This is a genomic window from Thioalkalivibrio sp. K90mix (genome assembly GCF_000025545.1).
GTDB lineage: Bacteria > Pseudomonadota > Gammaproteobacteria > Ectothiorhodospirales > Ectothiorhodospiraceae > Thioalkalivibrio.
On record NC_013889.1, the window covers coordinates 1,528,511 to 1,540,962 of the forward strand.

Here is a 12,452-nt window from a genome sequence, read left to right on the forward strand (position 1 = left end):
GAACCAATTTTCGACCGCGAACAGCGGACCGGATCCCTCCCAACATGGCGTGCGTAATGTGGTTCTCTTCCCACGCATAGGGATAACACTCAGCGATCCCAGAGTTGATGGCACTTTCGATTTCTATTGCTAAATGGCTCCATGCACTCATCATTCTCTCCATAAAGAAACCGCATCCACCCTTATTGGACCCAAACCCTAAGACTGAGACTGCGAACCCCCAACAGTTGTCCGAGAACCCAGATCGCCTTCCCCTCCGAGCGCCTTGGCCATTCCAACTTACCCAAGAAATCATGGGCGTCCTGTTCTTGTTGCTCACTATTTCGTATATTTATATTTCTGGCTCTAAAGATATCGCCTTTCCATGATCTCGGGGACCTCTCTCGAATAGCAGAACTCTCGATTCACGCAGACAACCAACGACAAGACTTGGCTTTCTACCTCATAGAACTCGTTACGCGGCGCACGAGACATCCTTACCCCAAGCTCTTCCAGAACCCCAATCAGTCTACTCTGATGCTCTACATACCTAAATTTCTCACTCGATGTGTTCGAGGTCAGTTTATTAGATTCCAGAATCGCACGATTAATTTCCTTGATCCGTTCCACATACCCCCTCGACAGCTTAGTAGAGCCCTCGCGAGACTCTTCAAATATGCGATTATACCACTTGAATATGTCTACTGAGCTGAGTTCGACAAGCGGCCTTTTCTCGATCTCTTGGGCCAGAAAACTCTGAAACACTGAAATATGCGATAGATGATTACTCAAAGCATTTGACTGTGCGTTGTTAATGTAACTTTGAAGCGCCACCCCTATACCACCGACCATCGCAGTCGCCACCACAATGGAGAGCATCCCTCTAATTAGGTCTACCGAGGCACTATAGATATCAAACGCGTTTTGAACACAATGATTGGAGAAACATAGATCCTTACTAAACGCACCCGAAAACCCTTCCACAAAAAACACCGTGGCCGAGAGACCCAATCCAACGATCAACACTGTCACAACAGCAAAAGACAGAACTTTAAAAAAAAACCAATTGTTACGAGTCATAGAGCGGCTTGACCTTCTTAAGTCGTTCCCTAAACTTTTTAGCCTTCGCTATATAGATAAGTTGCAGGACATTCAAACGCTCATGCGCCCTGTGATATCGCTTCCAATACCAGAAAGTGGCTCGCTTCTCCGCATGATCCTTTTCTAAGCGACTAACCATAACCTCCAGCCGATCCAAGTCTGCCCTTGATGGCAAGGGCCGGATACTTTTTAACCGTCTCACCAAGATCGAATGCTGCTTATGCCCTACACGACTTAATTTATTTACGCGCCCCATACACCGATTGTAATCGCGTCGGTACGCGTGACTTACACGGTAGTTCGGTTCCCGAGCAAGCTGCTCCATACTCTGAACCGACGCTCGAATGCGTTTTACCTCTCCGGCAGGCAGACGGGGCTCCTTGAAACCAACACGGAGCCCATGAACCGTTAGGGGCTCGGTAGATAACCGCTGGACAATAGTCTTGTCTTCGTTAATAGGCAGGTCTTTTTCGATAAGCATATCCGTGATTATCTTCTTGGCATAGCTGAAATTATAATTAGCTACGTGAGAAGAGACGGTAATGTCGTCGACCAACCTCGTATAGACAAGTCCTTTATTCTCTAGACGCCTAACGACGCTCCCCTCTTTATCATGCAAACAGAGAGAAGCCAGATAACTCGAGGTGAGGCCGCCCTGGGGAAGAGAGCCCCTGAGAGTACAAAGATCCGTGAGAATCTTGGACACGTCTTCAGGAAAGCTCAACAAGTTCAGAAAGACCTTATAGACGTGGTCTTGATGAACATTGCCAAAGAAATCGGAGATATCCATCTTTAGGATACTCTTCGACTGGCAATGCTTGCTTGCACAGCTCACGTAGTCAGTAGTGACTAGCTCGCCGTCGTCATCGACATAGTTTGGTATGCAGCCAAAAATATGCCGCGGCCAACGGATAAAATCGGGGTTAGCGAAGAACCTCTTGTTCAATCGCCGTTGGATTTTTCGAATTAAGTAATGAGGATTGTTTACGATGCGATCAGAGCCATTTAACTTGGGCTGCCGCATTGTCGTATAGCGCTCATCGCCCCGCATAGAACGGGCCGATTCTAGTTCATGCCAAGAGATATCGAGTGCTTGGCACAGATTATGTTCGCTTGATACCGATTCTGAAGAAAGTTTTGAAGGGGAGTACAATATCAAAACGCTGTGTATCGATTAAATATAGGCCCGACCAACCCATACAATAGGGTACAGTGCTATGTGTCACCTTCGCCGAACTTCAACGCCGACTACTACCACACACCACATGGTCGGACCTATTGTCAATCTCTCCTCCGGGTCGGAGGAGAGGAGGGTACGAACTTCGCCCCTCTAGCCCTCTATAGCTCCGAGGACGCCCACTAGGTTGTTCAGATTAGCGGGCCAGATATCGACGTTGTTACTGCTCGGCTGCGGTGAAGAGGCGATGCGCCCCTGCGATTTAGAAAGTAGACGCTGAGTGTGGTAATGTCAAGCAAGCAGGCGCGTTCATGACTCTTAGCGCTTTTTTAGGCAATCTACCGTGGTTGTGATGCCTGTTAGAGGGGGGGGTTAGCACCATCCCTGGCACGTTCTAGTCCAACCGGTCCTTCGGCCTCAATCCCAGCTCAACGCCCCACCCGTCTGATACTCCGTAACCCGCGTCTCAAAGAAGTTCTTCTCCTTCTTCAGATCCAGCACCTCGCTCATCCACGGGAACGGGTTGTCGGCACCCGGGTACATCTCGGCCAGGCCGATCTGCGCGCAGCGACGGTTAGCGATGAAGTGCAGGTATTCCTCGAACATCTGCGCGTTCATGCCGAGCACGCCGCGGGGCATGGTGTCGCGCGCGTACTGCGCCTCCAGCTCCACGGCATCCGAGATCAGGGTGCGCATCTCGTTCTTGAACTCTTCGGTCCACAGGTGCGGGTTCTCGACCTTGATCTGGTTGATCACGTCGATGCCGAAGTTCATGTGCATGGACTCGTCGCGCAGGATGTACTGGAACTGCTCGGCGACGCCGGTCATCTTGTTGCGCCGGCCCATGGAGAGGATCTGCACGAAGCCGACGTAGAAGAAGATGCCCTCGAACACGACGTAGAAGGCGATCAGCTCGCGCAGCAGCTTCTGGTCCGCCTCCGGCGTGCCGGTGCGGAAGTTCGGGTCCGCCAGGTGCTTGGTGAACGGCAGCGCCCACTCCGCCTTGGTGGCCACGGAGGGCACCTCGCGGTACATGTTGAAGATCTCGCCCTCGTCCAGGCCCAGGGACTCCACGCAGTACTGGTAGGCGTGGGTGTGCAGCGCCTCCTCGAAGGCCTGGCGCAGCAGGTACTGGCGGCACTCGGGGTTGGTGATGTGACGGTACACGGCCAGCACCAGGTTGTTCGCCACCAGCGAGTCGGCGGTGGAGAAGAAGCCGAGGTTGCGCTTGACGATGGTGCGCTCGTCCTCGGTCAGACCATTCGGGTCCTTCCACAGGGCGATGTCCGCGTTCATGTTGATTTCCTGCGGCATCCAGTGGTTGGCGCAGCCGTCCAGGTACTTCTGCCAGGCCCACTTGTACTTGAAGGGCACGAGCTGGTTGAGGTCCGCGTGGCAGTTGATGATCTTCTTGTCATCCACGCGGATGCGCTCGGCACCCATCTCGAGGTCTTCCAAACCGGTGCCGGTCAGGGCGTCTTCATTCGGCTCGGCCAGCGGCTGGCCGGCGTTTTCCGGCTCCGGCGAGACGCTGGGCGCGGCGCCGGCGGTGCTCATCAGGGCTTCGTTCTCCTGAAAGCCCATGCCGGGGCGGACGGCGGGTTCTTTCTGGCCTTCGCCTTTGATGGCTGCGATCGGATCGTCCCAGGAAAGCATAGTGTCCCCTCTTCTTTTCGGTGGCGGCCCGGCTCGGTGGCCGGGCCTTTTGTTCAGTGCGTTGTGATCGGTGCTTGGTGCGTATTCGGTGCCCGTGGGCGGGGCCGCCTTACTGGCAGGCCTCGCAGTCCGGGTCGAGGATGGAGCACGCCTTGGGCGCTTCGGGCTCGGACGCCTGCTGGCCGCCGGAGACGGCGTTCAGCTTGTTGGCGCGCGAGGAGTCGGCCACGGTGCTCTTTTCCACGTGGGTCGCGCCCATGGAGCGCAGGTAGTAGGTGGTCTTCAGTCCGCGCACCCAGGCCAGCTTGTACAGGGCGTCCAGCTTGGGCCCGGAGGGCTCGGCCATGTACAGGTTCAGGCTCTGGGCCTGGTCGATCCACTTCTGCCGGCGCGAGGCGGCCTCGACCAGCCAGCGGGTGTCCAGCTCGAACGCGGTGGCGTACAGGGCCTTGAGGTCGTCCGGCACGCGGTCCAGCGGCTGCACCGAGCCGTCGTAGTACTTGAGGTCGTTGACCATCACCTCGTCCCACAGCTCGCGGTCTTTCAGGTCGCGCACCAGGTACGGGTTGATTACGGTGAACTCGCCGGACAGGTTCGATTTGACGAACAGGTTCTGGTAGGTCGGCTCGATCGACTGCGACACGCCACAGATGTTGGAGATGGTCGCGGTCGGCGCGATCGCCATGGTGTTGGAGTTGCGCATGCCGACCTTCTTCACCCGCTTGCGCAGCTTGTCCCACTCCAGGCGCTGGGTGGTGTCCATCTGCAGGTAGTCGCCGCGGGTCTCGGCCAGCTTTTCGACCGAGTCGATCGGCAGGATGCCCTGGCTCCACAGGCTGCCGGGGAAGCTCTCGTAGCGCCCGCGCTCCTCGGCCAGGTCGGTCGAGGCCTTGATCGCGTAGTAGGACACCGCCTCCATGGAGGTATCGGCGAACTCCACGGCGGCCTCGGAGGCATACGGCATGCGCAGCTTGTACAGCGCATCCTGGAACCCCATGATCCCCAGCCCCACCGGGCGGTGGCGCAGGTTGGAGCGCCGCGCCTGCGGCACGGAGTAGTAGTTGTAGTCGATCACGTTGTCGAGCATGCGCATGGCCGTGTTCACGGTCTGCTCGAGCTTGTCCTGGTCCAGCTCGCCGGCCTCGTTGATATGCGCGGCCAGGTTGATCGAGCCCAGGTTGCACACCGCGATCTCGTCGTCCGAGGTGTTCAGGGTGATCTCGGTGCACAGATTCGAGCTGTGGACCACGCCGGTGTGTTGCTGCGGGCTACGCAGGTTGCACGGGTCCTTGAAGGTCATCCATGGATGGCCGGTCTCGAACAGCATGCCGAGCATCTTCCGCCACAGGTCGACGGCCTTCATGGTCTTGTGCACGCGCAGCTCGCCGCGCGCGGCCTTCTCTTCGTACTCGCAGTAGCGCTTCTCGAAGTCGGTGCCGACGAGGTCGTGCAGGTCCGGGGTCTCGTTCGGGGAGAACAGGGTCCAGTCGCCGTCCTCGGCCACGCGCTTCATGAACAGGTCCGGGATCCAGTTGGCGCTGTTCATGTCGTGGGTGCGGCGGCGGTCGTCGCCGGTGTTCTTGCGCAGCTCGATGAATTCCTCGACATCGATGTGCCAGGTCTCGAGGTAGGCGCACACCGCACCCTTGCGCTTGCCGCCCTGGTTCACCGCCACCGCGGTGTCGTTGGCGACCTTGAGGAACGGGACCACGCCCTGCGACTTGCCGTTGGTGCCCTTGATGTGGGCGCCCATGCCGCGCACGCGGGTCCAGTCGTTGCCCAGGCCGCCGGCAAACTTGGACAGCAGCGCGTTGTCGCGGATCGCGCTGTAGATGCCGTCGAGGTCATCCGGGACGCTGGTCAGGTAGCAGCTGGACAGCTGCGGGCGCAGGGTGCCGGAGTTGAACAGGGTCGGCGTGGAGCTCATGAAGTCGAACGAGCTCAGCAGGTTGTAGAACTCGATCGCACGCGCCTCGCGGTCGATCTCGTTGATCGCCAGACCCATGGCCACGCGCATGAAGAACGCCTGCGGCAGCTCGAAGCGGGTGCCGTCCGAGTGGATGAAGTAGCGGTCGTACAGGGTCTGCAATCCCAAGTAGGTGAACTGCAGGTCGCGCTCGGGCTTGATCGCCGCGCCCAGCTTGTCGAGGTCGTAGCGGGTCAGCTCGCTGTCGACCAGCTCCAGATCGGCGGCGCGGCGGATGTAGGCACCGAAGTACTCGGCGTAGCGCTCGGCCAGCTGGGCCTGGGTGGCCTCTTCCGGGCGGCCGTGCACGAAGCTCAGGGCCTCGCGGCGCAGGGCGTCCATCAGCAGCCGGGCGGTGACCTCGGAGTAGTTCGGCTCCTTCTCGATCATCACGCGGGCGGCCATCACCAGCGCGGTGGCCACATCCTTCTCGGCGACGCCGTCGAACAGGTTGCGGCGCGCCTCGGTCAGGATCTTCTCGCCGTCCACGTGCTCGATGCCGTCACAGGCCTCGGCGACGACCGCCTGCAGACGCGCCTCGTCCAGCGGGGCCTGGGTGCCGTCGGCGCGGGTCACGTTCAGCGCGGCGGCCGCTTCCTGCTCTTCCGGGGATTGTTCGGCGGCCTCGGCGGCACGCTTCTGCGCCTGCTGCTCGCGGTAGATCACGTAGGCCCGCGCGACCTTGTGGTGGCCGCCGCGCATCAGGGCCAGTTCCACCTGGTCCTGGATATCCTCGATGTGCACCGTCATGCCCTGGGTGCCGGCGCGGCGGAACAGGCTGTCCACCACCTGCCCGGCGACTTCCTTCGACACCTCGTGGATGCGGCGGCTGGCCGCGGCATTGCCGCCCTCCACCGCGAGGAAGGCCTTGGTCACCGCGACCTCGATCTTGGAGGCATCGAAGCCGGTGACCTTGCCATTGCGGCGAATCACCTGGTGCTGGCCCGGGCTGGTCGCCAGGACCTCGGCCGACGGTTCGGCCTGCGGCGGGTACTGGATGCCCTCTTGGGCTTCGGCGGTCTGGGTGTCGCTGTACATGGTGGCGGCCTCACGCGTAACTGTGGGTAGTGGACGTGAAGTACTATAGATCGGGGATCGGGAAGTGCATAGACACAATATCTTGTGCCTGTCAGCCGAATAACCCCTCGGACAACCCGTGGGCAAGCTGTGGATAAAAACCCCAACCCGGCACTCTGCCGCCATTCTTCGGGCGTTCGCCCGGTGGTGGATAAATCGCCCTCGTTGTGATCGTTCGGGCCCACCATCAGCAAACACGAACATGAAAATGTTTTATGGCCCGCGATTACCGAATCGGTATCCGTCGATGGGTCTTCCCAAGGTCGAATCCGGGTGGACCCTCGCGCGCGGTGGCGGTGTTGGACAAAGCCCCGCCGGGTGCCAATAATCCCCGCCTTATCGAACCCGCCTTGCGCGCCGTCGGCCCGACCGGCAGCGCCAGCCGTATTCATCGAATCGACAGGGAGTACCGCATGAGCGACGCCAAGGACCCATCCGACAAGAAGAGCAAGAAGGCCGATAAGAAGGACATGCCCAAGGCCGCCGTCGCCACCGGGGCCGTTCAGGCCGCCGCTGGCGCCGTCTCGCTCTCCGGTGCCGGCGAGCCCTCTTCCAAGGAAAAAAAGGGTGGCGACGAGAAGAAACCGCGCCACTGCCCGCTACTGATCCTGGGTTCCGGCCCCGCCGGCTGGACCGCGGCCGTCTACGCTGCACGCGCCAACCTGAACCCGGTGGTGATCACGGGTCTGGAACAAGGCGGCCAGCTGATGACCACCACCGACGTGGACAACTGGCCGGGCGACAACGACGGCGTGCAGGGTCCTGAGCTTATGCAACGCATGCAAAAGCATGCAGAACGCTTTGACACCGAGGTGATCTTTGATCACATCCATACGGTGCATCTGAAGGACAAGCCCTACCGCCTGGTCGGCGATGCCGGCGAGTACACCTGTGACGCGCTGATCATCTGCACCGGAGCCTCCGCCCAGTATCTCGGGCTGGAATCCGAACAGGCATTCATGGGCAAGGGTGTGTCCGCCTGTGCTACCTGCGACGGCTTTTTCTACCGCAACCAGAAGGTCGCGGTGATCGGCGGCGGCAATACCGCGGTCGAGGAGGCCCTGTACCTGTCCAACATCGCCTCCGAGGTCGTGCTGGTACACCGCCGCGATGCGCTGCGCGCGGAGAAGATCCTGCAGGACAAGCTGTTCGAGAAAGAGAAGAACGGCAACGTCACGATCGAGTGGAACCACACCCTGGACGAGATCCTGGGCGACGACTCCGGCGTGACCGGCATGCGCATCAAGCATGCGCAAAGCGGCGAGACGAAGGACGTCGAGCTGATGGGCGTGTTCATCGCCATCGGCCACAAGCCGAACACCGACATCTTTCAGGGTCAGCTGGACATGGAAGGCGGCTATATCAAGGTACAAAGCGGGCTGGAAGGCAACGCTACCGCGACCTCCGTGCCGGGCGTGTTCGCCGCCGGCGACGTGATGGACCATGTCTACCGCCAGGCGGTGACCTCTGCCGGCACCGGCTGCATGGCCGCACTGGACGCGGAGAAATACCTCGAAGAGAACGGCTGAGTCGTGAGCGCCGAGGGCGACACCCAGGCAACCCCGCCGGAAGACCACGCCGAGCGCATCGAGCTGCGCGATAGCCTGGCCGACGTGGACCCGGGAGCCTGGGATGCCCTGACCGGCGGCACCGAGCCGTTTTTGCGCCATGCCTTCCTGGAGGGCCTGGAGCGCCACGGCTGCCTGGGGCGGCAGTTCGGCTGGTTCCCGCAGCATGTGCTGATCTTTCGCGAGGATCAGCTTGTTGCGGCCGCACCCGCCTACGCCAAGACCAACAACTACGGCGAGTTCGTGTTCGACTTCGCCTGGGAGAGCGCGTGGAGCCGCCACGGGCTTAACTATTACCCCAAGCTGGTCGTCTCCGTGCCCTACACCCCGGCTACCGGGCCGCGCCTGCTGGTGCACCCGGAGGCGGCGGACTTCGATCACCTGCGCACCCTTCTCGTGCGCGCCCTCGCCACCCGCGGGCGCGAGCTGAACGCCTCCGGCGTAAACATCCTGTTCCCGAACGCCGACGATCTCGCCGTAACCCGCGAGCTGGGCCTGGCTGAGCGCATGGGCTGCCAGTACCACTGGACCAACGCCCCGGACGGGGGCTACAAGGACTTCGACGCCTTCCTCGGCGCGCTCAGCTCGAAAAAGCGCAAGAACATCAAGCGCGAACGCCGCCGCGTCGCCGAGGCCGGCATCGAGTTCCGCACCCTGACCGGGGCCACCGGATCGCCCGAGGACTGGGCACGCTTCCACCGCTTCTACGTCGACACCTTCGAAAAGCACATGGGCATCCCGACGCTGTCCGAGGCGTTCTTCGTGGAGACGGCGGCGGCGCTGGGCGATCAGGTGGTGCTGTTCGAGGCAAGACGCCCAGGCGATGCGGGGGACGACGAGACCATCGCCGCGGCGCTTTGCTATCGCAGCCACGACACCCTGTACGGGCGCTTCTGGGGCTGCACCGAGGAGCTGGCCGATCTGCACTTCGAGACCTGCTACTACCAGGGCATCGAGTTCTGCATCCGCGAGGGGCTGGCCCGCTTCGAGCCCGGCGCGCAGGGCGAGCACAAGATCCCGCGCGGCTTCCTGCCCACGCCCACCTGGTCCGCCCACCTGATCCTGACCGAAGGCTTCGACCAGCCCGTGCGCGACTTCTGCGAGCGCGAGGCCCAGCTGATGCGCACCCAGTGCGAACGCCTGCACGAACACTCGCCCTACCGGCAGGCCTCCCAACCAGACGATGCACCTCGCACCTGACCGATCTCCTTCCCCATCCGCCGGTGCCCGCGCGCTAACTACCAGCGCGGCACCACCCGTAGGAGCGGGCTCGCCCGCGAAGCCCCTGCCCGCGCTGGAGCCCGCCCCAGACCATTCGCCTGCAAGCAGGCTCCTACGGGGCTTGGCAAACCACCAGGGCCAGGGTATCCGTCATCCCCGCCGCAGCGGAGCGCCAGGATCTCCCGCGTCAGACAACCCCCAACGGTCTGCCCAGCGCCCGACACCAGAGGTGGCGGCTAACCGCTGTGCCTTTCCGGGTTGACACGAGATGAAAATTCTCGGGGGCCGAGAGTCGAAACGACTGCCGAGGAAATGATGGCGACGTGAGCCGGCCACATCCGGGACATCGGCGGCCGTCTGGAGCTGCGAATCAGCCGCCGGGCTTCATCGGACCGGAGCGCATGGAGTTGCGGCGGGTATTCTCGTAGGCGTTGGTGCCTTTCCGCCCCGCGCGCAGTTCGCGCAACTGGCGGCTGGCATCGCCGCGGCGTTCGGCCAGGATCGGGACGGTTTCTTCATAGAATGTCGAGAGGCGTTCCAGTGCGCTGCGCAGGGCTTCGCCCGTGTCATCACGCAACGGTACGGGCTCATCGCCAAAGGCACGCTCGACCAGCACACGCGCCTTCAGGTCCAGCTCTTCCAGGTGGTCCCAGTCTTCCTCGCGGATGGCCTGGTCCATCAGGCCGCGTACGGCTTCCACCGCATCCTCCAGCGTTGCACCGGAGTCGTCTTTACCCGCATCGTTGGTCGTCATAATCGGCGAACAACACCACGAGGCGATGGTGCCGTCAAGGAGGCGCGCCTCAACCCGCCTTGCGCTGGCGCTCCTCGGGTGGAATGTCGTCCCAGCCGGCCTTGATCTCGCGCAGCAGCTTGGCCACCTCGTCCAGCGCCGCCGGATCGTTCTGGGCGTTGCCTTCCAGCAGGCGACGGGTCATGTACGCATAGAGTGCATCCAGGTTCGCAGCCAGCTCCGGCCGATGCTTGTGATCCAGCATCGCCCTGAGTGATTCGACAATATCGATCGCCTTACCAATGCGTTCACCCTTGACCGCGACATTGCCCTGCTGCATCGCGCCCTTCGCCACCGCGATACGCTCCAGGGCCCCCTCGAACAGCATCTGAATCAGACGGTGAGGATCGGCCACCTGTGCCTCGGCCATCGGCCCCGCTTGCCGATACTGGTTGACTGCCCTGTTCATGCCCGGTCCGTACATTTCACTACCCCTGCTCGGTGAGGTTATCGGGATTGATTTCTGGCCAGCGGCGTGTTGGCCAATTGCGCCATCAGTTGATCGCCCGTGGCCTGCATTTGCGCCACCATGGAGTCCATCCGCGAAAACTGACGCACCCAATTCGCCTCAAGCCGCTCGATGCGGGCTTCCAGATCCTCGCGCTGGCGTTCGATTCGGCTGAGATCACTCTGCAGCCCGTCCTGCCGAACCTGTATCAGTCCATCGCGGCCGGTAAAGCTGTCCGTCACATCGCGCATCTGGCCCGCGATGTTGCGCACGGTGTCGGAGATATTTTCGAATCCGTCACGCTCCATGGCCTCACTGAAGCGAGTACTGTCAAAACTCAGCGTCCCATCCCGGTTGGAGATGATGCCGAGTTCGGCCAGCGTTTGATTGGATCCGCCAGCACCTTCCGCTGGCTGGATCAGGGCGTTGCCAAGACGGCTGCGAATCCCGCGCACCGTGCTGTCGCCCGTCAGCACGGCCGCCTCGTCCTCTTCGGGATCGTAAGCCGTGAGCTGGTTGGTCTGCCCGATGAGCGCGTTGTAGTTCTCCACGAAGCTCTGCAGCAGCGATTCCAGCTCGTCGCGATCCTCCGACACGGACACGGTTGTCGGGCCGCTGGAGACACCCGTCAGTTCGATCTCGAGCCCCTCGATCGTGTCGCTCAACGTGTTACTGGAGCTGGTGACGGTCAGTCCGTTGATGACGGCCTCCGCGTCCTGGGCCGCGCGGGTCTCGGTCAGGTTGCTGCTATCCAGTCGGCCCAGTCCACTGCCCTCGGGGTCTTCCGTCGCCGTGACGGAGATGGTGTTATCCGCTCCGGTCTCGTTCGCGCTCAGTACCAGGCGCGCACCGTTGCCGTCATTCACAATGGACGCGGTGACACCCGCTTCGGAGTCGTTAATCGCATTGCGAACATCGCGCAGGGTGGCGCCCTCTTCCACGTCAATAGTGACGGCATTCCCGTTGCCGACCTGGATCTGCAGCTGACCCGCGCCTACTTCGTCATCGGCGCTGTCGAAATCACCGGCAGCCGAGGCAACGATCTGAGATTGCGCGAGCTGATTGACCTCAAGCGAGAAATCACTGTTCTCGGCGTCCCCGGTCACCGTGACGTTCGCCACGCTGTCATCCGCCACCGAGGCCGATTGCGTAGGTTCGAAACCGGAAAGATCGCCCAGCACCGAACCCACCTGGTCCACACTGCTGGTCAGCTCGCCAAAGGCCGAAATCTGCGCGTCAATGCGCTCTTCGCGCTGGTTCAGGCGCTGTTCCTTGGGCTCGCGCTCGGCCGCTACGAGCTGCCCTACCAGCTGATTCAGGTCCAGTCCGGACCCTACGCCGAGAGAACTAATTGCCATGACGCGCCACCTCACCACGCCCCTGTTCGGGACTTTCGCATGCGTTCTAGCTGAGTATAACGACTGTTTCAGCGATTTCTTTAGCCAAGCCGCGCCGCTTCGTTCGTG

At 61.3% G+C, this 12,452-nt stretch carries 9 protein-coding genes; 2 read left to right on the forward strand and 7 right to left on the reverse strand.

Going from position 1 to position 12,452, the window contains the following annotated elements:
- Window positions 1–345: 345 nt before the first annotated feature.
- From TK90_RS15065 to TK90_RS07245, 4 genes are all read right to left on the reverse strand, one after another.
- Window positions 346–1,059: a retron Ec48 family effector membrane protein gene (locus TK90_RS15065; RefSeq protein WP_012982828.1), complete on the reverse strand. Its 714-nt coding sequence runs from the start codon at window positions 1,057–1,059 to the stop codon at window positions 346–348.
- Window positions 1,049–2,131 (reverse strand): reverse transcriptase family protein, encoded by a 1,083-nt coding sequence (locus tag TK90_RS07235; protein ID WP_168021575.1) that lies wholly within the window; start codon window positions 2,129–2,131, stop codon window positions 1,049–1,051. Before TK90_RS07235 ends, TK90_RS15065 begins: the two co-directional genes overlap by 11 nt.
- A 543-nt stretch (window positions 2,132–2,674) precedes the next feature.
- Window positions 2,675–3,913, reverse strand: a complete 1,239-nt coding sequence (locus tag TK90_RS07240; RefSeq protein WP_012982830.1) for a ribonucleotide-diphosphate reductase subunit beta — start codon at window positions 3,911–3,913, stop codon at window positions 2,675–2,677.
- A 109-nt stretch (window positions 3,914–4,022) separates the two neighbouring features.
- Complete coding sequence (locus TK90_RS07245) at window positions 4,023–6,917, reverse strand: ribonucleoside-diphosphate reductase subunit alpha (RefSeq protein WP_012982831.1); 2,895 nt, start codon at window positions 6,915–6,917, stop codon at window positions 4,023–4,025.
- 452 nt (window positions 6,918–7,369) lie between these two features.
- Here TK90_RS07245 and trxB point away from each other — a divergent pair, with 452 nt between their 5' ends.
- Together trxB and TK90_RS07255 are read left to right on the forward strand one after the other, a co-directional pair.
- A complete protein-coding gene (trxB, locus tag TK90_RS07250; RefSeq protein ID WP_017926897.1) occupies window positions 7,370–8,485 on the forward strand; it encodes a thioredoxin-disulfide reductase in 1,116 nt (371 codons plus the stop codon).
- Between the two features lie 3 nt (window positions 8,486–8,488).
- The gene (locus tag TK90_RS07255; protein ID WP_012982833.1) at window positions 8,489–9,724 is read left to right on the forward strand and encodes a GNAT family N-acetyltransferase; all 1,236 of its coding nucleotides are present in this window, start codon (window positions 8,489–8,491) and stop codon (window positions 9,722–9,724) included.
- Between the two features lie 391 nt (window positions 9,725–10,115).
- Here the strand turns inward: TK90_RS07255 and TK90_RS07260 are convergent, their stop codons facing one another.
- From TK90_RS07260 to fliD, 3 genes are read right to left on the reverse strand one after another with little or no spacing between them, the layout of a single operon-like run.
- Window positions 10,116–10,499 carry a flagellar protein FliT gene (locus TK90_RS07260; protein WP_012982834.1) on the reverse strand — a complete coding sequence of 128 codons (384 nt, stop codon included), beginning with the start codon at window positions 10,497–10,499 and terminating at the stop codon, window positions 10,116–10,118.
- 49 nt (window positions 10,500–10,548) lie between these two features.
- Entirely contained in the window at window positions 10,549–10,962 is a 414-nt protein-coding gene (fliS, locus tag TK90_RS07265; protein WP_012982835.1) for a flagellar export chaperone FliS, read from the reverse strand.
- A gap of 23 nt (window positions 10,963–10,985) precedes the next feature.
- The gene (fliD, locus tag TK90_RS07270; RefSeq protein ID WP_012982836.1) at window positions 10,986–12,344 is read right to left on the reverse strand and encodes a flagellar filament capping protein FliD; all 1,359 of its coding nucleotides are present in this window, start codon (window positions 12,342–12,344) and stop codon (window positions 10,986–10,988) included.
- Window positions 12,345–12,452 lie beyond the last annotated feature (108 nt).

Excerpts from the sequence above, each read along its gene's own strand:
- TK90_RS07245 (WP_012982831.1), bottom strand. The coding sequence starts at position 6,917 with ATGTACAGCGACACCCAGACCGCCGAAGCCCAAGAGGGCATCCAGTAC.
- trxB (WP_017926897.1), top strand. The coding sequence starts at position 7,370 with ATGAGCGACGCCAAGGACCCATCCGACAAGAAGAGCAAGAAGGCCGAT.
- TK90_RS15065 (WP_012982828.1), bottom strand. The coding sequence starts at position 1,059 with ATGACTCGTAACAATTGGTTTTTTTTTAAAGTTCTGTCTTTTGCTGTT.
- TK90_RS07240 (WP_012982830.1), bottom strand. The coding sequence starts at position 3,913 with ATGCTTTCCTGGGACGATCCGATCGCAGCCATCAAAGGCGAAGGCCAG.
- fliS (WP_012982835.1), bottom strand. The coding sequence starts at position 10,962 with ATGTACGGACCGGGCATGAACAGGGCAGTCAACCAGTATCGGCAAGCG.
- TK90_RS07235 (WP_168021575.1), bottom strand. The coding sequence starts at position 2,131 with ATGCGGGGCGATGAGCGCTATACGACAATGCGGCAGCCCAAGTTAAAT.
- TK90_RS07260 (WP_012982834.1), bottom strand. The coding sequence starts at position 10,499 with ATGACGACCAACGATGCGGGTAAAGACGACTCCGGTGCAACGCTGGAG.
- fliD (WP_012982836.1), bottom strand. The coding sequence starts at position 12,344 with ATGGCAATTAGTTCTCTCGGCGTAGGGTCCGGACTGGACCTGAATCAG.